This is a genomic window from Kitasatospora sp. NPDC038210 (assembly GCF_055600605.1).
This window is the reverse complement of the sequence record NZ_JBVJYK010000006.1, coordinates 95,807-117,415: the sequence shown is the minus strand read 5'-3', so window position 1 is coordinate 117,415 and position 21,609 is coordinate 95,807. Positions and strand designations below refer to the sequence as shown.

The window sequence follows — 21,609 nt, the reverse complement described above, 5'->3', positions numbered from 1 at the left end:
CCCGTCCCATGACCAACACCACCTCTGTGATCGTTGCCGGTGCGCGGACCCCGATGGGTCGCCTGCTCGGCTCCCTCAAGGGTTTCTCCGGTGCCGACCTCGGCGGCGTCGCCATCAAGGCCGCGCTGGAGCGGTCCGGCATCACGGGGGACCAGGTCCAGTACGTGATCATGGGCCAGGTGCTGCAGGCCGGCGCCGGCCAGATCCCGGCCCGCCAGGCCGCCGTCAAGGCCGGCATCCCGATGAACGTCCCGGCGCTGACCATCAACAAGGTCTGCCTCTCCGGCCTGGACGCCATCGCGCTGGCCGACCAGCTGATCCGCGCCGGCGAGTTCGACATCGTCGTGGCCGGCGGCCAGGAGTCGATGACCAACGCCCCGCACCTGCTGCCGAAGTCCCGCGAGGGCTTCAAGTACGGCGCGATCGAGATGCTGGACGCCATGGCGTACGACGGCCTCACCGACGCCTACGAGAACATCCCGATGGGCGAGTCCACCGAGAAGCACAACACCCGCCTGGGCATCCCGCGCGAGGTGCAGGACGAGATCGCCGCCGCCTCGCACCAGCGGGCCGCCAAGGCGCAGGCCGACGGCGTCTTCGACGCCGAGATCGTCCCGGTCGCCATCCCGCAGCGCAAGGGCGAGCCGGTGCTGTTCAGCCAGGACGAGGGCATCCGCGCGGACACCACCGTCGAGGGCCTGGCCAAGCTGCGCCCGGCCTTCACCAAGGACGGCACGATCACCGCCGGCACCGCCTCGCAGATCTCCGACGGCGCCGCCGCGGTGGTCGTGATGAGCAAGGCCAAGGCCGAGGAGCTGGGCCTGACCTGGATCGCCGAGATCGGCGCGCACGGCAACGTGGCCGGCCCGGACAACTCGCTGCAGTCGCAGCCGTCCAACGCGATCAAGCACGCGCTGGCCAAGGAGGGCCTGGAGGTCGCCGACCTCGACCTGATCGAGATCAACGAGGCGTTCGCGGCCGTCGCCCACCAGTCGATGAAGGACCTGGGCGTCTCCTCGGACATCGTCAACGTCAACGGCGGCGCGATCGCGCTCGGCCACCCGATCGGCATGTCCGGCGCCCGCGTGGTGCTGACCCTGGCGCTGGAGCTGCAGCGCCGCGGCGGCGGGGTGGGCGCGGCCGCGCTGTGCGGCGGCGGCGGCCAGGGCGACGCGCTCATCGTGCGCGTCCCGAAGGCCTGATCAGCTGATCTGATCTTCGGGGCTGCGGACCGCCACAAGCGGTCCGCAGCCCCTTCGGCATACGACGACATCCGCGCAAGGAGACCCTGATGATCGATGTCGCCACGCTGGTCGAGCAGGCCCGGGAGGGCCGGCCGCGGGCCGTCGCCCGACTGATCACGCTGGTCGAGAACGCCGCGCCGCAGCTGCGGGAGGCGATGGCCGCGCTCGCGCCGTACACCGGTCAGGCCTACACCGTCGGCCTGACCGGCTCGCCGGGGGTCGGCAAGTCCACCTCCACCTCGGCGCTGGTCTCCGCCTACCGGCGGCTCGGCAAGCGGGTCGGGGTCCTGGCCGTCGACCCGTCCTCGCCGTTCTCCGGCGGCGCACTGCTGGGCGACCGCGTCCGGATGCAGGACCACGCCACCGACCCCGAGGTGTTCATCCGCTCGATGGCCACCCGCGGCCACCTCGGCGGACTCTCCTGGACGGCGCCCCAGGCGCTGCGGGTGCTGGACGCGGCCGGTTGCGAGGTGATCCTGGTCGAGACCGTCGGCGTCGGCCAGTCCGAGGTCGAGATCGCCGCCCAGGCCGACACCACCGTGGTGCTGCTGGCCCCCGGGATGGGCGACGGCATCCAGGCCGCCAAGGCCGGGATCCTGGAGATCGGCGACGTCTTCGTGGTCAACAAGGCCGACCGGGACGGCGCCGACGCCACCGCCCGGGAGCTCAACCACATGCTGGGCCTCGGCGAGGCCCGCGAGGCGGGGGACTGGCGCCCGCCGATCGTGAAGACCGTCGCGGCCCGCGGCGAGGGCGTGGACGAGGTCGTCGAGGCGCTGGAGAAGCACCGCGCCTGGCTGGAGGAGCACGGCGAGCTCGCGGTGCGCCGCCGCCGCCGGGCCGCCGAGGAGATCGAGGCGATCGCGCTCGCCGAGCTGCGCGCCCGGATCGGCGACCTCCGCGGGGACCGTCACCTGGCGGCGCTGGCCGAGCGGGTCGCCGCCGGCGAGCTGGACCCGTACGGCGCTGCCGACGAACTCGTCGCCGGCCTGACCACGAGCTGACCGCCGGTTCTCCTGCGCAGGAAGTCGGTGTGGCCGACTTCCTGCGCAGGAGGTGCCGAGGGGGCCCCGGAATGCGGGCCGCCCCGCCGCGAGGGTGGTCGCGGCGGGGCGGGGAAGTGCGAGCGGCCCTAGCCGCGGCCGCGGAGGCCGCGGAGGTGGTCGGCGATCGGCGCGAGGGCGTCGAACATGGCGTCCAGCTGCTCCGGGGTGAAGCGGTCGATGAAGTGCGCCCGGACACTGCGCACGTGGTCCGGCGCGACGCGCTGCATGGTCTCCCAGCCCTGCTCGGTGAGGTGGGCGTAGAGGCCGCGGCGGTCACCGGGGCACTCCTGGCGGAGCACCAGACCGGCGTTCTCCATCCGGGTGATCTGGTGGGAGAGCCGGCTCTTCGACTGCAGGGTGGCCGTCGCGAGGTCGGTCATCCGCATCCGGCGGTCCGGGGCCTCCGAGAGCACGACCAGGATCTCGTAGTCGTTGATCGCCAGGTTGTGGGGCTGGAGTTCGCGGCTGAGCTGGTACTCCAGCAGCTTGGAGACCTCCAGATGGGCGCGCCACATCCGCTGCTCCCTGACGGTCAGCCAGGGAGTCTCCTCCTCGGGCTGCGACGGAGGGTTGTCCGCAGTGTCGATCGTGTGCGTATCCATGGCACCCAGCATACCTGATTTAGTTCAATCTTGTACGAGTTTACAGGCCGAAACGTCGGCCGAGTTCGCCCAGGTTACCCAGGCCCGGCAGGTTGGGGTTGCCGCCGCCGTGACCGACCGAACCCGGCTGCGACGGCACCCCGCCCATCGGGACGCCCGCCTCGGCGCCCACCTGGCCGACCGACCGCTCGGCCATCAGCTTCTCGCTGGACTGCAGCAGCACCTGCCCGGCACCGATGAACTCGAACTGGTGCTCCTCGCCGGAGGCGCCCCCGATGCCGGTCAGCCGCCGGATGCCGCCGATCAGCCCGTGCATGTAGTCGTGGTCGTAGTGGTGGCACGGCGCCGGGCAGTCCGCCCAGCCGACCAGGGCCTGCGGGTCCACCCGGAGCGGCGGTTCGACGAAGTGCACCGGCCCGTTGGAGGCGGCGACGAAGCGGCCGGTGCCGATCAGGGTCAGGAAGCCCGGGATGATCGACTGCTTGAGCCGCAGCGTCGGATCGAAGGCGAGCAGGTTGCCGGAGCGGACGGTGAGGTTGCCGTCCTCCAGGTCGTACGAGTTGAGGTCGAACGCCCGGTCGGCCAGCAGCAGCTTGCCGCGGCCCTCGGCGACCACCCAGTCCGCCGCGTGCATCGGCGAGTTGAAGTGCTGCCCGAGCATCCGGTCGATCATCCCGGCGCCGACGCCCTTGAAGGTGATGTCGCCGTAGTAGGCGACCATCTTGCCCTTCTGCAGGAAGTAGGACCCGTTCAGCTCGACCGAGAAGGCGTACGGGTTGACGTTGTCGTTGGCCGGCAGGCTGTGCACGTCGTGCACCACCGGGCCGGTGCCGCCCTGAGCGGTCGGCAGCGGGGCGATCGGTCCGCCGAACTGCTCCTGGGCGTACGCCTGTTGGGGCTGCTGTGCGGGCGGCTGGGCGTACTGCTGCGGCTGCCCGGGCGGAGGCGTCTGGTACCCGCCCTGCTGGGGGTACCCGCCCTGCGACGGGTACCCGCCCTGCTGCGGGTAGCCCTGCTGCGGGCCGTGGTTCGGCGGGGGCGGCGGCACGACGAAACCGGGCTGGGTCGGCTGGTCGTGCGGCGACCCGTACGGGGGCTGCGGCGGGTAGGACATCAGAGCTTCTCCTCGCTCGCCTGGACGTACACCGTGCCCTGGCCGGAGAGCTCCAGCTGGAACGCCTCGCCCGAGCCGCGGCCGATCATGTCGCGCCAGCCGATCGCGGTGGACAGCTTGTTGCGCACCTCGCCGCGGTGCGCCACGTACGCCTGCGGGTCGACGTGCACCGACTGGCCGGGGACGATCGGCAGCTCGAAGACGCCGCCGTGGGCCATCACCGCGACGGAGCCGTTGCCCTCCAGCTTGGTGGTGAACAGGCCCTGGCCGGTGACCTGGCCGCGGACCATGCCCATCACCCCGCCCTGCGAGCCCATGAACATGGTGGACTGCCGCAGCGTGCCCTCGAAGGCGAGCAGCCGGTCCGCCTCGACGTACAGGGTGTCGCCGAACAGGTCGATCACGTGGACGTGGTGGCCGCCGTGGCCGAACATGACCCGGCCCTGGCCCTCGACGGTCATCAGCGGGGTGTCCTCGTTGGCCACCCGGCGGCCGATCATCGACATCACGCCGCCCTGCCCGCCGGTGATGTTCGGCGTGAAGCGGACGTCGCCGCTGTACGCGAGCATCGCGCCGCGCTGGCTGAACAGCCGCTGGCCGGGCACCACCTGGGCCTCGACCATCTTTCCGTTGATCTTCGTGAAGCCCATCAGACGTCACCCCCGATGGTGATCTTCTCGGAGGGCTGCACGTACACCAGGCCGTCGCCGGTGAACTCGACCTGGACGGCCTCGCCGCCGCCCTCGCCGATGACCGTGGTCCAGCCCGCGCCCGACTTCAGGCTGCGGTGCAGGTTGCCGGTGTGCGCCACGTACGCGCCCGGGTCCACGCGCAGCGGCATGCCCTTGTCGACCCGCAGGATGAGGGCGGGCCCGTTGGAGGTGACGGCGGCCCAGCCGTGCCCCTCCACCTTGGTGGTGAAGAGGCCGTTGCCGGAGGACATGCCGTTCAGGCCGGTGAAGCTGGTGCCGGTGTGCAGGGAGGACTCCGTGCAGAGCAGGTTGTCCGCCTCGACGTAGAGCGTCTCGCCGTTCAGCCGGACCAGGTTGATCTCGGCGGCCTTGTCGGCGAAGTAGCAGGTGCCCTGGCCCTTCACCTCCATGACCGTCATCTTCTCGCCGGTCAGCCGGCGGGCGACCATGCCGCGTAGGCCGTCCCCGCCACCGGTCAGCTTCTTGAAGGTCATCTGCCCGGTGTAGGCGACCATGGAGCCGTGTCGGGCCTTGACGGCGTCCCCGCCCATGTCGACGGCGAGCACTCGCGATCCCTGGAGTCTGAACTGTGCCACGGCCGCAATCTAGCCGGTGCGGCCGTGGCGCGGGGAGAGTGCGGGGCGCAACTGGTACGGGGCTGCGACAAATGCGCCGGTCAGCTCCGTGCGTGCGCCCCGTGTCCGGGGTGCGGGATCGCGCCGGCCGCCTGCTCGACCTCCAGCAGCGACGCCGAGTGGCGCTCGGCCTCGAATGCCACCACGCCGCCGCGCAGTCCGAACAGGCGCTTGGAGAGCATGATCCAGAGGACCGCCGCGATGTTGAGCACCAGGGTGCAGATCTTCACCGCGCTCACGTGGTGGCTCAGCTCGTAGCCCTCCAGCGGCAGGAAGGCCGCGGTGGCGACCACCGTCAGGTACTCGGCCCAGCGCTTGTTCAGCCAGAGGCCCACCGCCTCGACGATCTCGATCAGGGCGTAGGCCACCAGCGCGCCCGCGACGATCAGCAGGGTGCTCTTCTTGAAGTCGAAGGTCTTGCGGATCGTCTCGACGATCGGGGCGTGTTCGAGGTCCCAGTGGAAGTGGTCGGTGACGGGCCGGAAGACCGTCAGGTTCTCGTCGAAGATCCGGTGCACCGCGTCCTGGCTGTTGGAGAACTTCCACACGGCCCAGGCGACCACGATGATCAGCAGTCCGCGCAGCACCCGCTCGACGGCGAGGAAGCGCAGGATGAAGAGGTCCCGCAGCGCCTTGCCGCGCGGCACCAGCGGCGCGTCCCCGGCCGGGCCGGAGCCGTGCGGGGCGCCCAGCGCGAAGTCGCCGCAGCGCAGGCAGCGCCAGGCGTCGCCGAGGGCGGTGTCGGCGTGCAGCCGGGACGCCAGCTCGGGCTCGGTGGGCGCGTAGGTGATGTGGCCGCGCTTGGCGCAGGTCCTGCGGTCCCAGTCGCGCTTGAACATGTGGTGACTACCCCCGTGGCGTGATGCTTCCGGCGCCCGGATCGGTGGGCGCGCGGGCAGCAGGATAGGGGTTCCCGGTGTCGGGCCGTCGCGCTCGGTCGCGTTCCGGCACACAGCTGTGACAGGGACGGGACCGCGGGGGCGGCGGAGCCGCGGGCGGGTGCTGTGAGATCGGGCACGGAGCCCACCCCCGGCAGGGGCGTCGGACGTGTGCTCGGTGATAATGACCGGAAGGCTTGTGAGTCGCTTCACAAGCGCGCCCGCGCCTCCGACCCCCGTATTGAGGTACCCAACGTGAACAGCAGCGCCGTCCACCGCCTGCGCCTGGTCTCCGGCCCCGAAGGGGTCTCGTTCATCCTGCTGCTGATCTGCTCGGTGCTGAAGCGGACCACCTCGTTCGACGCCGTCCCGGTGATGGGCATGGTCCACGGGGTCCTGTTCATCCTGTACGTGGTCTTCTGGATCCAGGCCTGGCAGACGCAGAAGTGGGACGCCAAGCGCGGCGTCCTGCTGTTCGTCCTCGCGGTGCTGCCCACCGGCGGCTTCCTCGCCGAGCGGATGCTCGGCCGGGAGGAGCGCGGCGAGCTGAAGCCCGCCACCGCCTGATCCCCGCCGGCGCCCGGGTCCCGCCACCGTCCGGGGGTCCCGCCACCGTTCGGGTCCCGCCACCGCTCGGCACCGGACCGATCCGCGGCGCGGACGGTCGACAGGCTGCCGCGGCCTCCTCTCCCAAAGGGCCGCGGCAGCCTGTCGCCGTTTCTTACCGGGGGTGGCTCGTGCCGGGGCGGACGGCTAGTTGACGTTCACCGCGCTCCAGGCCGCCGCGACCGTCTTGTACTCGGTGCTGGTCGCGCCGTACAGGTCGGTGGCGGCCTTCAGGGTCGCCGTGCGGGCGGCCTTGTAGTTGGTGGTGGAGGTCATGTAGACGGTCAGCGCGCGGTACCAGATGGCCGCCGCCTTGGTCCGGCCGATGCCGGTCACCGTCGAGCCGTTGGAGGTCGGGCTGTTGTAGCTGACCCCGTTGATCACCTTGGCGCCGCTGCCCTCGGCCAGCAGGAAGAAGAAGTGGTTGGCGACGCCGGAGGAGTAGTGGACGTCCTTGTTGCCGACGGTGGAGGACCAGTAGTCGGCCGAAGCGCCGTCCTTGGAGGGCTTGTCCATGTAGCGCAGCGGGGTGCCGTTGCCGTTGATGTTGAGCTTCTCGCCGATCAGGTAGTCCGGCGGGTCGGCGGGCAGGTTGGCGGACCACTCGACCATGGTGCCGAAGATGTCCGAGGTGGCCTCGTTGAGGCCGCCGGACTCGCCCGAGTAGTTCAGGCCGGCGGTGGCCGAGGTGACGCCGTGGCTCATCTCGTGGCCGGAGACGTCGATCGCGGTCAGCGGGTGGGTGTTGCCGGAGCCGTCGCCGTAGGTCATGCAGAAGCAGGAGTCGTCCCAGAAGGCGTTGACGTAGTTGGTGCTGTAGTGGACCCGGCTCGCCGCGCCGACGCCGTTGTTCTTGATGCCGCTGCGGCCGAAGGTGTTCTTGTAGTAGTCCCAGGTGGCCGCGGCGCCGAACTGGGCGTCCACCGCGGCGGATTCACGGTTGGACGGCGAGCCGTTGCCCCAGGAGTTGGTGGTGTTGGTGAACAGCGTGCCGCTGCCCGAGGTGCCGCCCTTGAGGTCGGTGGTCGACTGGTTGCCCCGGGAGGCGTCCTTGAGCTGGTAGTTCGAGCCGCTCTGGGTGGTGGTCAGCGTGACGGTGCCGACGTTGACGCCCTTGCCGGTGCCGGTCGCGGTCTGCACGTGCTCCTGGCTGGAGAGCACCTGGCCGGTGGCGGCGTCGGTGACGACGTCCTGGCGGCTCGGGGTGCCGTCCGCCCGCTCGCCCGTGACCACCGTGCGGTGGGCCAGGCGCGGGGCGCCGTCGGCCGCCCAGACGACCAGCTCGGTCGCGCCGGCGCCGTCGACCTTGCTGAGCGCCGCCTCGTCCGCGTCGGCGGCGATGCCGACCGTGGCGCGCACCGCGGCGGTGGCCCGCTCGGCCGCCTGGCCCGCGGCGACGGCCGGGGTCAGGGTGGGCACGGACAGCCGGCCGGCGAAGGCGCGGTCGACCGAGCCCACCGAGCCGTCGGCCTTCTGGTGGACGACCAGGTCGCCGCCGAGCACCGGCAGGCCGGCGTAGGTCCGCTCGTACCGGAGGTGGCGGGTGCCGTCCCGGTCCACCACGACGTCCTTGGGGACCAGCTTCTCCTGGCCGCCGAGGGCGAGGGCCTGCGCGACCGGGGCGCTCTGCCCGGCCGCGAACGTGAGCAGCGCGGACTGCTGCTGCTCCGGCGCGGGGGCGGCGGCCTGGGCGGGGACGGCGGCGATCTGGACGACGCCGGCCAGCAGGGCGGTGGCGGAGAGTACGGCTCCGACGGTCAGCTTTCGCTTCATGGACGGGGGTTCCTTCCACGAGACCCGCGGGTGCGTGCGGGTGCGCCGCGTACCGGGGCGCCGGGGTTGGCACCGTTGGGGCGGTAGGGCGCGGACGTGCCGTTCCCGTGCGGTTCCTGACGCTCCGCCGATGGGTGGGGGTGGCGGAGGTCGGACGGGATGTGGTCAGAAGCATGACAATTTCGGGCCCGAATGGACAGACCGCGTCCGGGGATTGGCCAGGAACCGCCAGTCCCGGTACGGATGGTTCGGTTGCTGCCCGATGCCCGGTATGCCGCGTTCGCCCCCCTGGCGGGACTCCGCCAGCCGGGTGGCCTTGACAGGCGGACGGCCCCGAAGCGGCAGTTCCGAACGAACGGCCCGAGCGAACGGCCCGAGCGAACGCCCCCGAACGAGCGGCCCCGAACGAGCGGACGCCCGGGGCCTGCCCTCCCTCCGAGGGGCCCCGGGCGTCCGGATCGCGTGCGCCGTACGTCAGTTGACGTTGACGGCGGTCCAGGTCGCGGCGACGGCGCTGTACTCGGCGCTGCTCGCGCCGTACAGGTCCGCAGCGGCCTTCAGGGTGCCGGTGCGGGCCCCCGCGTAGTTGGTGGTGGAGGTGAAGTAGGTGGTCAGCGCGCGGTACCAGATCTGCGCGGCCTTGTCCCGGCCGATGCCCGCGAGGGTGGAGTTGTTGTAGGTCGGGCTGTTGTAGCTGACGCCGTTGACGGTCTTGGCGCCGCTGCCCTCGGCGAGCAGGTAGAAGAAGTGGTTGGCGACGCCGGAGGAGTAGTGGACGTCCTTGCTGCCGACGCTGGAGGACCAGTAGTCGGCCGAGGCGCCGTCCTTGGAGGGCTGGTCCATGTAGCGCAGCGGCTTGCCGTCGCCGTTGATGTTGATCAGCTCGCCGATGAGGTAGTCCGGCTTGTCGGCGGCCAGGTTGGCGTAGAACTCGACCATGGTGCCGAAGATGTCCGAGGTGGCCTCGTTGAGGCCGCCGGACTCGCCCGAGTAGTTCAGGTTGGCGGTGGCGGAGGTGACGCCGTGGCTCATCTCGTGGCCGGCCACGTCGAGTTCGGTCAGCGGGTGGGTGTTGCTCGTGCCGTCGCCGTAGGTCATGCAGAAGCAGCTGTCGTCCCAGAACGCGTTGACGTAGTTGCGGCCGTAGTGGACCCGGCTCGCGGCGCCGACGCCGTCGTTCTTGATGCCGTTGCGGCCGAAGGTGTTCTTGTAGAAGTCCCAGGTGGCGGCCGCGCCGAACTGGGCGTCCACCGCGGCGGACTCCGCGTTGGAGGCCAGGCCGTTGCCGAAGCTGTCGGTGGTGTTGGCGACCAGGGTGCCGGAGCCGGACGTCTTGCTCTTCAGGGTGTAGGTGGCCTGCCCGCCGCGGGTCGCGTCCTTGAGCTGGTAGGAGGAGCCGCTCTGGGTGGTGGTCAGCGGGACGGTGCCCACGAAGACGCCCTTGCCGGTGCCGGCGGCGGTCTGCACCTCCTCGTGGGTGGAGAGCACCTGGCCGCTGGCCGCGTCGGTGACCAGCAGCTGACGGCTCGGGGTGCCGTCGGCGCGCTCGCCCTCGACGGTGGTGCGGTACGCCAGGCGCGGGTTGCCGTCGGTGGCCCAGACCACCAGCTCGGCCTTGCCGGTCTGGTGCACCGCCGTCAGCGGCGCCGCGTCCGCGTCGGCGGTGATGCCGACGGTGGACTGCACGGCGCCGGTCGCCTGGGCGGCGGCCTTGTCGGCGGGGATCTGCGGGGTGAGGCTCGGCAGGGCGATGGTCGCACCGGTGGCCTTGTCCACGGAGGTGGTCGAGCCGTCCGCCTTCTGGTGCACCACCAGGTCGCCGCCCAGGACCGGGAGGCCGGCGAAGGTGCGCTCGTAACGGAAGTGACGGGTGCCGTCGGCGTCCACCACGGCGTCCTTGGCCACCAGCTGCTCCTGGCCGCCCAGGGCCAGGGCGTGCGCCACCTTGCCCGCCTGGCCGTTCGCCAGGGCGATCAGGTCGGCGCGCTGTCCGGCCCGGGAGTGCGGGGCGGGGTCCGCCACGGCCACGGTGCTGACCTGGACGACGCCGGTGAGCAGAGCGGTGGCGGAGAGTACGGCGACTGCGGCGAGCTTTCGCTTCACGGACGAGTCCTTCCGGGAAACCGCGTGTGGGCGCGGTCGCGCCGCGTCCCGGGGGCCGGGGTCGGCACCTGAGGGGCGGGACGGGCACTGACGTTCAGGGCCCCGAGCGGTCGAGCGGCCGGCCACCGGGGGTGGGGGTGGTGGAGGGCCGTACGGGGTTGGCGGAAAGCATGACAATCGAGCAAAACAAATGACAGGTCTTGCTCATGAATTGGCCAAGTCCCGCCAGGGGGAAGGATTGTGAACGAGCGGACAAAAGGAACGGATCACCCCTCCGTTCGACGGGTTACCGTCCGAACCGAGGCCTGTTGGAGCGGTGTTGGCGCGATCGGTGGTCAACCCCGGTGCGCCGTACGTCCGTTGCAATCCGTTCACATCGGTGCAATGTCCTGGTATGGACCTGGCCGTCCGATTGGCGGGATCCCGCCACACGTTGCGCTTGTCCACCATCAGGACAGCTGGTAGCACCCGTACCGTCCGCCGGTACGGTAAGGAGGTGGCCAAGCCCCTCGCACTCGACTTCGACCCGATCGCCCGCGCCGACGAGCTGTGGACCCGCCGCTGGGGCGGAGTCCCCTCGATGGCGGCGATCACCTCGATCATGCGCGCCCACCAGATCCTGCTCTCCCGGGTGGACGCGGTGCTCAAGCCGTACGGGCTGACCTTCGCCCGCTACGAGGCGCTGGTGCTGCTGACCTTCAGCCGGACCGGCGAGCTCTCGCTCTCCAAGATCGGCGAGCGGCTCATGGTCCACCCGACCAGCGTGACCAACACCGTCGACCGCCTGGAGCGGGCCGGCCTGGTCGCCCGCCGCCCGAACCCGCTGGACGGCCGCGGCGTGCTGGCCGCGATCACCGGGCGCGGCCGGGAGGCGGTCGAGGAGGCCACCCGGGAGCTCATGGCGATGGAGTTCGGGCTGGAGGAGTACGGCCCCGAGCAGTGCCGCCAGGTGTTCGACCTGCTGAAGCCGCTACGGATCGCGGCCGGGGACTTCTCCGAGCCCGACGAGGGGGCTGCGCAGGCGGAGGCGTGAGGACGGCTACCCTCGTGGGAGCGGTGCGCGGATCCGGGCGTACCGGCGGAAACTGCCGAGCGAGGCGAGGAAGAGTATGAAGGCGACCCCCCTGCTGGGCTGGTACCGGGCCCTGGCCATTGCGACCGGTGTGGCACTGCTGGTGTTCTGCGGTTTCATGGTCGCGAAGTACGGCTTCAGCACGGCCGAGGACGTGACCACGTACGTCGCGATGCTGCACGGCTACCTGTACATCGGGTACTTCGTGGTGACCTTCCTGCTCGGGCAGAAGCTGAAGTGGCCGCTCGGCCGGCTGGTGCTGACCCTGGCGGCGGGCTGCATCCCGTTCCTCTCCTTCGTCTTCGAGCGCAAGGTGGCCCGCGAGGCCGCCGAGAAGCTGCTGGCGGGCACCGGTGCCCGCCAGCCGGCCGGCGTCTGAGCCGACCGGCCGCCCGGGAGCCCGTGCGGCGGTCCGCCGCCCGGGAGCCCGCACGAGGGCCCCTTCCCCGCCGCGGGGGAGGGGCCCTCGGCGTTCCCGGACCCGTCCGGCCCGCCCCGCCGACCCGGTCGCCCCGGCTCGCCGGCCCGGCCGCTCTCGCCCGCCGACCTATTCGGGGGTGTCGTCCGTCGACAAGTACTAGGACGTCCGAGTAAATTAGTAGGACGTCCTAATAGCTGTGCCGCCCGTCGCCGTGGCGGCCGTACGGAGCGGAGTTCGGGGTCATGGACGCCGAGGAGATCGAGCGCGGACGGCAGCGCTGGCAGCAGCGGTACGACAAGGCCCGCAAGCGGGACGCGGACTTCACCACCCTCTCCGGGGACGAGGTCGAGCCGGTCTACGGCCCGCCCGCCGGGCAGGCCTACGAGGGCTTCGAGCGGATCGGCTGGCCGGGCGAGTACCCGTACACCCGCGGCCTGCACCCGACCGGCTACCGGGGCCGCACCTGGACCATCCGCCAGTTCGCCGGCTTCGGCAACGCGCAGCAGACCAACGAGCGCTACCGGATGATCCTGGACGCGGGCGGCGGCGGCCTCTCGGTCGCCTTCGACATGCCCACCCTGATGGGCTACGACTCCGACGACCCCAAGTCGCTGGGCGAGGTCGGCCACTGCGGCGTGGCCATCGACTCGGCCGCCGACATGGAGGTGCTGTTCAAGGACATCCCGCTCGGCGAGGTCACCACCTCGATGACGATCAGCGGCCCGGCCGTCCCGATCTTCTGCATGTACCTGGTCGCCGCCGAGCGCCAGGGCGTCGACCCGGCGGTGCTCAACGGCACCCTGCAGACGGACATCTTCAAGGAGTACATCGCGCAGAAGGAGTGGCTCTTCGCCCCCGAGCCGCACCTGCGCCTGATCGGCGACCTGATGGCCTACTGCGCCGAGGGCATCCCCGCGTACAAGCCGCTGTCCGTCTCCGGCTACCACATCCGCGAGGCCGGGGCGACGGCCGCGCAGGAGCTGGCGTACACCCTCGCGGACGGCTTCGGCTACGTCGAGCTGGGCCTGTCCCGGGGGCTGGACGTGGACGTCTTCGCGCCCGGACTGTCCTTCTTCTTCGACGCGCACCTGGACTTCTTCGAGGAGATCGCCAAGTTCCGTGCCGCGCGCCGGATCTGGGCCCGCTGGATGCGCGACCGCTTTGGCGCCAGGACCGACAAGGCGCAGTGGCTGCGCTTCCACACCCAGACCGCCGGCGTCTCGCTCACCGCGCAGCAGCCGTACAACAACGTGGTCCGCACCGCCGTCGAGGCGCTGTCCGCGGTGCTCGGCGGCACCAACTCGCTGCACACGAACGCGCTGGACGAGACCCTGGCGCTGCCCTCCGAGCAGGCCGCCGAGATCGCCCTGCGCACCCAGCAGGTGCTGATGGAGGAGACCGGCGTCGCCAACGTGGCGGACCCGCTGGGCGGTTCCTGGTACGTCGAGGCGCTGACCGACCGGATCGAGCAGCAGGCCGAGGCGATCTTCCAGCGGATCCTGGACAAGGGCAGCGAGGACCACGAGATCGGCCCGATCACCTCCGGCATCCTGCGCGGCATCGAGGAGGGCTGGTTCACCGGCGAGATCGCCGAGGCGGCCTTCCAGTACCAGCAGGGCGTGGAGAAGGGCGAGAAGCGCGTGGTCGGCGTCAACTGCCACCCGCGCAGCGTCACCCCCGAGCTGGAGATCCTGCGGGTCAGCCACGAGGTCGAGCGCGAGCAGGTGCGCGTGCTGGGCGAGCGCAAGGCGGGCCGGGACGACGCGGCCGTGCGGGCCGGGCTGGACGCCATGCTGGCGGCGGCGCGCTCGGGCGAGTCGATGATCCCGCCGATGCTGGACGCGGTGCGCGCCGAGGCGACGCTGGGCGAGATCTGCAACGCGCTGCGGCAGGAGTGGGGCACGTACCAGGAGAACGCGGCGTTCTGACCGGGCCGGCGAACGGCCGCAGGAGCGCGGGGAGCCGCCCGTACGGAGTTCCGTACGGGCGGCTCCGTCATGCCCTCAGCAGGTGGTGAGCGGGCCCAGCAGCAGGTCGGTGAAGCGGCGGGTCCACTCGGGGGTGATCGGCTCGCCGCTGACCAGGACGCGGTGCTCGACGGTGCCCGCGATGGTGTCGAAGATGATGTCGACCTCCTCGCAGGCGGACCCGGCGTCGGTGTCCGGTTCGAGTTCGCCGCGCGCCTGGGCGGCCGTCCGGCCCTGGCGGACCAGCCGCTTCTGCGGGTCCACGATGGCCTCGCGGATCCGGCGGTGCAGCTGCCGGTCGCGGATGCCCTCGGCGAACAGCGCGAGCAGCGCGGCCTGGGTCTCCGGGCGGGCCAGCAGGTCGGCGAACTGGGCCACCACGGCCTCGATGTCGGCCCGCAGGCTGCCGAGGTCGGGCATCACCAGGTCGTCGAAGAGGGTGGCGACGGCGTCGACGACCAGTTCGTTCTTGGAGGGCCAGCGGCGGTAGAGCGTGGTCTTGGCGACCCCGGCCCGGCTCGCCACGTGGCCCATGGTCAGTCCGCCCCAGCCGAGTTCGGCGAGGGCTTCGCGGGTGGCGGCGAGGATGGCGCGGTCGGCGGCGGCGCTTCGCGGGCGGCCCTTGGCCCGGGCGGTGCCGACGGCCTCCGGGGTCGGGTGCACGGCCTCCGGGGCCGAGCTCGCCGGGTCCGTGCACGTCGGGACCGTGCTCTCCGGGCTCGCGGGGGGCTGGGCGGCCGGCACCGGGCCTCCTTGCGCTTTACTGGTAAGTAACTTGGGTGGGGCAGGTAACGGTAGCGACTGTTGGCCGATTCGGGCAGCCGGGCCGCCCGGGAAAGTGGGGCAGGTCACGTCGCCGAACCGCCGGTGGGGCTTGCGGCCGGGGCACCGCCTCCAGTTACGCTACGACTCGTAGCGAAAGAACAGTGACAACCAGGCGCCGCGACCGTGGGACGGGAGCGGCGCGGGCGCGGGTGGGGATCCGCGCCGAACGGTCCAGGCTACCGGGGGGCGGGTACGACGCCCGGGAACCGGCGCAGCGCGCCCCGCGCGAGCCGACTTTCCCGAGGATGGTGCCCGCGAGCAGCGCGGACGGGGGAGGATGGTGCCATGCAGCCACGGAATTCGCGTCCCAACAGCTCCGCCCTGCGCGGCGCGGTCGACCTCGCCGCAGTGAAGGCGGCCGGCGAGGCCGCACAGAAGGCCGAGCAGGCCCGGGCCGAGCGGGCCCGTCAGGCGGCCGCCGCCGAAGCGGCCGGAGTCGCCCCCGCCCAGTCCGCCCTCCAGCTCGTCATCGACGTCACCGAGGACACCTTCGAGTCCGACGTCGTCCAGCGCTCCACCGAGGTGCCGGTCGTCATCGACTTCTGGGCCGAGTGGTGCGGCCCCTGCAAGCAGCTCAGCCCGGTCCTGGAGGGCCTGGCCGAGGAGTACGCCGGCCGCTTCGTGCTCGCCAAGATCGACGTGGACTCGAACCAGCTGCTGGCCCAGCAGTTCGGCATCCAGGGCATCCCGGCCGTGATGGCCGTGGTGGCCGGCCAGCTGGTGCCGCTGTTCCAGGGCGCGGAGAGCGCCGCCAACATCCGCAAGATCCTGGACCAGCTGATCCTGGTCGCCGAGCAGCGCTTCGGCGTGGGCGGCGCGGTCGCCCCGGGCGAGGCCCCGGCCGCGGCCCCGGAGCGTCCCGAGGACCCGGCGCTGGCCGCCGCGCACGACGCGCTGGACGCCGGTGACCTGGGCGGTGCCATCCAGGCGTACAAGAACGTGCTGACCGACCAGCCGGGCAACACCGAGGCCAAGCTGGGCCTGGCCCAGGCCGAGCTGCTGCAGCGGATCGAGGGCCTGGACCTGCAGGACGTCCGGGCGGCGGCCGCCGCCGAGCCGAAGAACGTCGCGATCCAGCTCCAGGCGGCCGACCTGGACCTGGTCGGTGGCCACGTCGAGGACGCCTTCGGGCGCCTGGTGGACACCGTCGGGCGGACGGCCGGCGAGGACCGGGACACCGCCCGGCTGCGCCTGCTGGAGCTGTTCGAGGTGATTGGGTCGGACGACCCGCGGGTCACCGCGGCCCGTACGGCGCTGGCGCGCGTCCTGTTCTGACCCCGGTCCGGGCCCGTTCCGACGCCGGTCCGGGCTCGTTCCGAGAGCGCTTCGGGTCCGCGCCCGGGCCGGGTCCGACCCGGCTCCGGCCGGTCGGCTGGCACGGCGGATGACCTGCGGTGTCGCCAGGTGATTTGGCGACAATCCGGTCAACCGGACAGAGGTTTACCAAATCTTGATTTCACCCGTGGGTGGTCACTATCCGTGACCACCCACGGGTGTTTCGGCGGTGTTTCCGGCAGATTTCGCCGTCACCGTTCCTTCAAGACGTCACGTACGGTGCTCGTCGCGTCCAGTTCATGATCGACGCCACCGAATGTTGGATTACCCGTCAGTAAGGCACCCCTTGTGCTTCGCCCGGGATTCAAGCAGCATCGGCGTCGCCCGGTCCCGGACTCCACACCCTCCGACAGTCGTCGGCCAAGCGGAGCGCGGGATCCCCACCGGGTGATCCGCCGGCCCCGGTCGGCGGTAGGGAGGGCAGGGGGGTATCCGCGGTCCCACGGCGGTTCCTGTCCTTCGACCGGCCGCGCGGCCCTGCGCGGTCGCTGGTTGTCGCTCGGGGGTGATCGCCGATGTCGTCGGTCCTGCCCGCCGCCCCACAAGGTCGGTCGGTGCTCGGCCGGGAGGGCCGCTCTACGCAGGCCGCTCCCGCGTCCGACGACGCCCAAGGCGCTCTCCGCTACCGAGGACGTAGCTCTCTCCCATCCCAGGCCCCCACCGGCGCGCGCCACGCCGCCGGGGAGCCGGAGATGTACGTCCTAGAAGGAGGACTCGCATGTCCAAGACCTACGGCAAGACCCGCTGGAAGCGCTTCGCCCTGGTGATGGTTCCGAGCGTCGCGGCCACCGCGATGGTCGGCGTCTCGATCGCCAACAGCGCGCTCGCCGCTTCGTTCAGCATTTCCGGCCAGCAGTTCAAGGTCAGCACCGACCAGCTGCACGGCACCAACTTCGCCCAGTTCGGCTCGGTCGACATCGAGGCGAACGGCAAGCCGCACCCGGTCGCGGTCTCGGCCTTCGACCACGCCGACATCACCAACCTGTGCCAGTCGGTGGTGACGGACCTGACCGGCTTCGGTCTGGGCAAGATCACCCTGCAGCTGCACGCCGGTACCGAGGCGGGCAAGCCGGTTCAGGCCGACAACCTGCTGATCGACCTGGAGCAGCTGAAGGCGGACGCGACCTTCACCAACATCAACATCGGTCAGGACGCCTCCACCCTCTCCGGCTCGGCCACCCAGGGCTGGACCCCGCACCCGGGCGTCACCAAGGCCGGCGGCGGCGCCGGCCTGCCCTCCGGTGCGACCGGTTTCGCCCAGGCCGCCAAGGCGGCGGACCTGAGCGGCGTTCAGCAGGTCGCCCGGGCCACCTCGGCCGGCACGTTCAAGCTGAACGGCCTGAGCCTCGCGCTGAAGAGCGGCGACGGCGCGGGCAACGAGTGCTTCTGAGCCTCGCTTTGACCGGGACGCCCGCCCGGCACGCCTGACGGCCTGCCGGGTGACGCGACCCGACGACGGGTCCACCCGGGGCCGGGGGCGGCGGAGCATCGCCGCCCCCGGCCCACCCCCATTGTTCTCCCCTCGTAGCGACATCGAGGAGCTGCACCATGTCCAGCGCAACGGTCGAACCCCGGACCGGCCACCAGAGCCCGATCGGGTGGCTCTGGCGGCACTTCCGTGATTTCCGCCGCACCAGGCCCTTCTGGGGCGGCCTGCTGGCCATGATCGCCGGCGTCCCGATCCTCTACTTCCCCTATGCGCACCTGACGTTCGGTGGCCTGACCATCGCGATGTCGACCACGGCCGGCGCGGGGTCGCTGATCATCGGCGTGCTGATGATCATCCTCGGTCTGACCGCCTGGTTCCAGCCCGCGGTGCGGGTCTTCGGCGGCATCGCCACCATCCTGCTGACCCTGGTCTCGATCCCGGTCTCCAACCTGGCGGGCTTCGGACTGGCGCTGCTGCCGGGCCTGATCGGCGGCGGGCTGATGGTCTCCTGGGCGCCGCTGCCGGAGCCGAAGACCGCTGCCGAGGGCCGTCGTCGTGGCCGCCGCAAGGGCACCGAGGACGCGGCGGCCGCGGACACCGGGACCGGTGAGGCCGTGGCGCAGAGCGTCGCCACCGAGCCGGCCGCCGAGGCCGCCGCGGAGACCGCCGCCGCGGCTGCCGCCGAGGCGCCCACCGCCCAACTGCCCGCCCAGGGCGAGCCGCAGGAGCCGGCCGCCCAGCCCGTCGCCGAGGCGTCCGTCCCGAAGCAGGCCGGTGCCACCGACCCGGAGGCCGCGCGGTGACCGGGCCGGCCGAGCAAGCCGACGACGCGGCCGTGCCGGCGCGGCGCTCCGGTCGGCACGCGGCCCCGCGCACGCCCGTACGGGTCAGACTCAGAGGCCGCGCACTGGCGATGGCCGCGGTGCCGACCGCGCTGCTGATGGCCGCCGCCTACACGCCCAACCCGGCGATCGCCGAGGCGGCGGCGGGCAAGCCCTGCGGTGCCGCGCCGGCCACGGTGCCGGACGTCGCGCCGATCGAGACGCCCGTCCCCAAGAGCGAGCTGCCCGAGCCGCCGCCGGGCCCGACCGCCGACCCGACTACGGGCCCGACCGCGGGCCCGACCACCCCGCCGACCGCGCCCACCACCGCGCCCACCACGGCGCCCAACCCTGGGCCCTCGACCGGCCCGAGCTCGGTGCCGACCCAGCCGACCGGCCAGACGCCGACCGTCGCGCCGGTCAAGCCGCCGGCCGCGGCGGAGCCCGGCACCCAGCCGCCCGCCGCCCGGGCGGCCGCGCAGCCGCAGACCGGGGCCGCCACCACCGGCGCGGTCGCGCCGGGCACGGACCGGCCGGGCGTCGGCAGTGGTCCTGGCACGGCGACCCAGGCGGGGCTGATCGACGACATCGTCGGCGGCATCAACCACCTGCTGAACCCGACGGCTTCGCCCAGCCCGACCGCCACCCCGACCCAGGCGCCCAAGCCGGGCACCACCCCGGCGCCGGCGGCCACCACCCCGACCGCCCCGGCCCCGCGGGCCGGCGCGCCGGCCCAGCCGCAGGTCCACGGCGCGACCCCGGACGCCGCGCCGACGACGACCCCGTCCTCCGGCGGCGCGCCCTCGCCGGCCGCGACGCCGAGCGGGAAGGCGAGCCCCAGGGCGACGCCCTCGGCCGGCGCCTCCGGCACCGCCTCGCCCACCGCGGGCGCCACCGGCACCCCGTCCGCCACGCCCACCGACAACCCCAACTGCGACGTGGACACCCGGGGTCTGACCGCGGGCGCGGCCACGACCGGCCACGTCGTCCCGGAGCAGAACTGGACGCTGCTGACCAGCCGTCTGGCCCTGCACGGCGCGGCCTTCCACGGCGTCTACGACGTGAAGACCCCGACCGGCAGCAAGCGGGTGCTGAAGTTCGTGGTCGACAGTGTGGACATCGACAATCTCGACATGTCGACACTGGAGGGGAACGGCGTCACCTTCCACGTCCAGGGCGCCAAGGGCTCCACCTCGACCATGCGCAACGGCCCGGTCACCATGTACGTGGAACGGCTGTCCGGCCATCTCTCCAAGGTGCTCGGCCTGCCGATCCCGATCGACCTGGGCGAGATCACCCTCACCCCGGACACCCTGCCGCGCTGGCTGTACGACCTGATCGGTGCCATCCCGATCCCGCTGGACCTGGAGCTGACCGGCGTCACCGCCAAGCAGGCCGGCCAGTTCGGCGGCACCCTGCACATCCCGGGGATGCACCTGTTCAACGACGACGCGCCCTACAGCAACGAGTGAGCGACGGGCTCCGGACGCACTGACGCCCGTGGGGCGGCCCTCCGTACGGGAGGACCGCCCCACGGGCGTTCTCAGGTCCTGGGGCTCACTCGCCCCGGGTGCCCAGGTGGTGCACCTGCACCATGTTGGTGGTGCCGGGGATGCCGACCGGGACACCGGCGGTGACGATCACGGTGTCGCCGTCGGCGAGCCGGCCCATCCGCAGCAGCTCACGGTCGACCTGGGCGACCATGGCGTCGGTGGTGGCGACCTGCTCGGTCACGTACGCCTCGACGCCCCAGCTCAGCGAGAGCTGGTTGCGGGTCGCGGAGTCCGGGGTGAACGCGATCACCGGGATCGGCGAGCGGTAGCGGGACAGTCGGCGGGCGGTGTCGCCGGACTTGGTGAAGGCGACCAGCGCCTTGCCGTCGAGGAAGTCGCCCAGCTCGCACGCGGCGCGGGCGACCGAGCCGCCCTGGGTGCGCGGCTTGCGGCCCGGGTTGAGCGGCTGCAGGCCCTGGGAGACCAGCTCCTCCTCGGCCTTCTCGCAGATCCGGCTCATGGTGCGGACGGTCTCGACCGGGTACTTGCCGACGCTGGACTCGGCGGAGAGCATGACCGCGTCGGCGCCGTCCAGGATGGCGTTGGCGACGTCGGAGACCTCGGCGCGGGTCGGGCGCGAGGCGTGGATCATCGACTCCATCATCTGGGTGGCGACGATGACCGGCTTGGCGTTGCGGCGGGCCAGCGTGACCAGCTGCTTCTGGACCAGCGGCACCCGCTCCAGCGGGTACTCCACGGCGAGGTCGCCGCGGGCGACCATGATGGCGTCGAAGGCGAGGACGATCTCCTCCATGGCCTCGACGGCCTGCGGCTTCTCGATCTTGGCGATGACGGGCACCCGGATGCCGACCTCGTCCATGACCTCGTGGACGTCCTTGATGTCGTCCGCGTTGCGGACGAAGGACAGGGCGACCATGTCGACGCCCAGGCGCAGGGCGAAGCGCAGGTCGTCCTTGTCCTTCTCGGACAGGGCGGGCACGTTCACGGCCGCGCCGGGCAGGTTGATGCCCTTGTTGTTCGAGAGCACGCCGCCCTCGACCACCACGGTCTTCACCCGCGGGCCGTCGACGCTGACGACCTCCAGGGCGATGACGCCGTCGTTGATCAGGATCGGGTCGCCGGGCTTCACGTCGCCGGGCAGGCCCTTGTAGGTGGTGCCGCAGATGTACTGGTCACCGGGGACGTCCTCGGTGGTGATGGTGAACTCGTCGCCGTTGTCGACGGTCACCGGGCCGTTGGCGAAGGTCGCCAGACGGATCTTCGGACCCTGGAGGTCGGCCAGGACGCCGATGGCCTTGCCGGTGTCCTCCGAGACCTGGCGGACCTTGCGGTACCGCTCCTCGTGGTCCGCGTGGTTGCCGTGGCTCATGTTCAGTCGGGCGACGTTCATGCCCGCCTCGACGATGGCCTTCAGCTGTTCGTAGGAGTCCGTCGCCGGACCCAGGGTGCAGACAATTTTCGCTCGGCGCATATCGATCAGTCTATCCGTTCGGGTTATGGGTGCATTCGGCACGGACCGGGAGGAATCGCCG

At 71.9% G+C, this 21,609-nt stretch carries 19 protein-coding genes; 10 read left to right on the top strand and 9 right to left on the bottom strand.

All coding sequences use genetic code 11. From position 1 onward, the window contains the following. The first annotated feature begins 8 nt into the window (after positions 1-8). Entirely contained in the window at positions 9-1,202 is a 1,194-nt protein-coding gene (locus ACZ7KX_RS14600) for an acetyl-CoA C-acetyltransferase (RefSeq protein ID WP_350522898.1), read from the top strand. Between the two features lie 89 nt (positions 1,203-1,291). Beyond that, positions 1,292-2,248 carry a methylmalonyl Co-A mutase-associated GTPase MeaB gene (meaB, locus tag ACZ7KX_RS14595; protein WP_350522897.1) on the top strand — a complete coding sequence of 319 codons (957 nt, stop codon included), beginning with the start codon at positions 1,292-1,294 and terminating at the stop codon, positions 2,246-2,248. Positions 2,249-2,376: 128 nt separating this feature from the next. Here the strand turns inward: meaB and ACZ7KX_RS14590 are convergent, their stop codons facing one another. From ACZ7KX_RS14590 to ACZ7KX_RS14570, 5 genes are all read right to left on the bottom strand, one after another. Next, a complete protein-coding gene (locus ACZ7KX_RS14590) occupies positions 2,377-2,892 on the bottom strand; it encodes a MarR family winged helix-turn-helix transcriptional regulator (protein ID WP_350520246.1) in 516 nt (171 codons plus the stop codon). Between the two features lie 40 nt (positions 2,893-2,932). Next, positions 2,933-3,742, bottom strand: coding sequence for an AIM24 family protein (locus tag ACZ7KX_RS14585; RefSeq protein WP_470326962.1), 810 nt, complete (start codon positions 3,740-3,742; stop codon positions 2,933-2,935). A gap of 263 nt (positions 3,743-4,005) precedes the next feature. Beyond that, positions 4,006-4,656 (bottom strand): AIM24 family protein, encoded by a 651-nt coding sequence (locus ACZ7KX_RS14580; RefSeq protein WP_470326755.1) that lies wholly within the window; start codon positions 4,654-4,656, stop codon positions 4,006-4,008. Further along, a complete protein-coding gene (locus ACZ7KX_RS14575) occupies positions 4,656-5,294 on the bottom strand; it encodes an AIM24 family protein (RefSeq protein WP_350520244.1) in 639 nt (212 codons plus the stop codon). The genes ACZ7KX_RS14580 and ACZ7KX_RS14575 overlap by 1 nt, the downstream gene beginning before the upstream one ends. A gap of 80 nt (positions 5,295-5,374) precedes the next feature. After that, complete coding sequence (locus ACZ7KX_RS14570; RefSeq protein WP_470326754.1) at positions 5,375-6,172, bottom strand: DUF2127 domain-containing protein; 798 nt, start codon at positions 6,170-6,172, stop codon at positions 5,375-5,377. 294 nt (positions 6,173-6,466) lie between these two features. On the opposite strand from ACZ7KX_RS14570, the gene ACZ7KX_RS14565 reads away from it, so the two are divergent. Next, on the top strand, positions 6,467-6,778 hold the full coding sequence (locus tag ACZ7KX_RS14565; RefSeq protein ID WP_350520242.1) for a DUF3817 domain-containing protein: 312 nt from the start codon (positions 6,467-6,469) through the stop codon (positions 6,776-6,778). 186 nt (positions 6,779-6,964) lie between these two features. On the opposite strand, the gene ACZ7KX_RS14560 is transcribed toward ACZ7KX_RS14565, so the two are convergent. Both ACZ7KX_RS14560 and ACZ7KX_RS14555 read right to left on the bottom strand, forming a co-directional pair. Beyond that, the gene (locus ACZ7KX_RS14560; protein WP_470326753.1) at positions 6,965-8,590 is read right to left on the bottom strand and encodes a M4 family metallopeptidase; all 1,626 of its coding nucleotides are present in this window, start codon (positions 8,588-8,590) and stop codon (positions 6,965-6,967) included. A gap of 474 nt (positions 8,591-9,064) precedes the next feature. Continuing rightward, positions 9,065-10,693 carry a M4 family metallopeptidase gene (locus tag ACZ7KX_RS14555; protein ID WP_470326752.1) on the bottom strand — a complete coding sequence of 543 codons (1,629 nt, stop codon included), beginning with the start codon at positions 10,691-10,693 and terminating at the stop codon, positions 9,065-9,067. A gap of 496 nt (positions 10,694-11,189) precedes the next feature. Between ACZ7KX_RS14555 and ACZ7KX_RS14550 the strand changes: the two genes are divergently transcribed. The 3 genes from ACZ7KX_RS14550 (at position 11,190) to ACZ7KX_RS14540 (ending at position 14,114) form a co-directional block, all read left to right on the top strand. Beyond that, positions 11,190-11,726 carry a MarR family winged helix-turn-helix transcriptional regulator gene (locus ACZ7KX_RS14550; protein WP_350520239.1) on the top strand — a complete coding sequence of 179 codons (537 nt, stop codon included), beginning with the start codon at positions 11,190-11,192 and terminating at the stop codon, positions 11,724-11,726. Positions 11,727-11,802: 76 nt separating this feature from the next. Further along, positions 11,803-12,144, top strand: a complete 342-nt coding sequence (locus tag ACZ7KX_RS14545) for a DUF3817 domain-containing protein (RefSeq protein ID WP_470326751.1) — start codon at positions 11,803-11,805, stop codon at positions 12,142-12,144. Positions 12,145-12,428: 284 nt separating this feature from the next. Next, positions 12,429-14,114, top strand: coding sequence for an acyl-CoA mutase large subunit family protein (locus ACZ7KX_RS14540; RefSeq protein WP_470326750.1), 1,686 nt, complete (start codon positions 12,429-12,431; stop codon positions 14,112-14,114). Between the two features lie 75 nt (positions 14,115-14,189). On the opposite strand, the gene ACZ7KX_RS14535 is transcribed toward ACZ7KX_RS14540, so the two are convergent. Continuing rightward, complete coding sequence (locus tag ACZ7KX_RS14535) at positions 14,190-14,816, bottom strand: TetR/AcrR family transcriptional regulator (protein ID WP_470326961.1); 627 nt, start codon at positions 14,814-14,816, stop codon at positions 14,190-14,192. 447 nt (positions 14,817-15,263) lie between these two features. On the opposite strand from ACZ7KX_RS14535, the gene ACZ7KX_RS14530 reads away from it, so the two are divergent. The 4 genes from ACZ7KX_RS14530 (at position 15,264) to ACZ7KX_RS14515 (ending at position 20,035) form a co-directional block, all read left to right on the top strand. After that, positions 15,264-16,253 carry a tetratricopeptide repeat protein gene (locus tag ACZ7KX_RS14530; RefSeq protein ID WP_470326749.1) on the top strand — a complete coding sequence of 330 codons (990 nt, stop codon included), beginning with the start codon at positions 15,264-15,266 and terminating at the stop codon, positions 16,251-16,253. Positions 16,254-17,031: 778 nt separating this feature from the next. Further along, a complete protein-coding gene (locus tag ACZ7KX_RS14525) occupies positions 17,032-17,703 on the top strand; it encodes a DUF6230 family protein (RefSeq protein WP_470326748.1) in 672 nt (223 codons plus the stop codon). A gap of 158 nt (positions 17,704-17,861) precedes the next feature. Further along, on the top strand, positions 17,862-18,545 hold the full coding sequence (locus tag ACZ7KX_RS14520; protein ID WP_470326747.1) for a DUF6114 domain-containing protein: 684 nt from the start codon (positions 17,862-17,864) through the stop codon (positions 18,543-18,545). Continuing rightward, a complete protein-coding gene (locus ACZ7KX_RS14515; protein ID WP_470326746.1) occupies positions 18,542-20,035 on the top strand; it encodes a hypothetical protein in 1,494 nt (497 codons plus the stop codon). Before ACZ7KX_RS14520 ends, ACZ7KX_RS14515 begins: the two co-directional genes overlap by 4 nt. A gap of 85 nt (positions 20,036-20,120) precedes the next feature. Here the strand turns inward: ACZ7KX_RS14515 and pyk are convergent, their stop codons facing one another. Then, on the bottom strand, positions 20,121-21,548 hold the full coding sequence (gene pyk, locus ACZ7KX_RS14510; protein ID WP_470326745.1) for a pyruvate kinase: 1,428 nt from the start codon (positions 21,546-21,548) through the stop codon (positions 20,121-20,123). Between the last annotated feature and the right edge of the window lie 61 nt (positions 21,549-21,609).

Coding starts and splice junctions, on each gene's coding strand:
- ACZ7KX_RS14600 (WP_350522898.1), top strand. CDS start 9: ATGACCAACACCACCTCTGTGATCGTTGCCGGTGCGCGGACCCCGATG.
- meaB (WP_350522897.1), top strand. CDS start 1,292: ATGATCGATGTCGCCACGCTGGTCGAGCAGGCCCGGGAGGGCCGGCCG.
- ACZ7KX_RS14590 (WP_350520246.1), bottom strand. CDS start 2,892: ATGGATACGCACACGATCGACACTGCGGACAACCCTCCGTCGCAGCCC.
- ACZ7KX_RS14580 (WP_470326755.1), bottom strand. CDS start 4,656: ATGGGCTTCACGAAGATCAACGGAAAGATGGTCGAGGCCCAGGTGGTG.
- ACZ7KX_RS14570 (WP_470326754.1), bottom strand. CDS start 6,172: ATGTTCAAGCGCGACTGGGACCGCAGGACCTGCGCCAAGCGCGGCCAC.
- ACZ7KX_RS14560 (WP_470326753.1), bottom strand. CDS start 8,590: ATGAAGCGAAAGCTGACCGTCGGAGCCGTACTCTCCGCCACCGCCCTG.
- ACZ7KX_RS14545 (WP_470326751.1), top strand. CDS start 11,803: ATGAAGGCGACCCCCCTGCTGGGCTGGTACCGGGCCCTGGCCATTGCG.
- ACZ7KX_RS14540 (WP_470326750.1), top strand. CDS start 12,429: ATGGACGCCGAGGAGATCGAGCGCGGACGGCAGCGCTGGCAGCAGCGG.
- ACZ7KX_RS14530 (WP_470326749.1), top strand. CDS start 15,264: ATGCAGCCACGGAATTCGCGTCCCAACAGCTCCGCCCTGCGCGGCGCG.
- ACZ7KX_RS14525 (WP_470326748.1), top strand. CDS start 17,032: ATGTCCAAGACCTACGGCAAGACCCGCTGGAAGCGCTTCGCCCTGGTG.
- ACZ7KX_RS14520 (WP_470326747.1), top strand. CDS start 17,862: ATGTCCAGCGCAACGGTCGAACCCCGGACCGGCCACCAGAGCCCGATC.
- pyk (WP_470326745.1), bottom strand. CDS start 21,548: ATGCGCCGAGCGAAAATTGTCTGCACCCTGGGTCCGGCGACGGACTCC.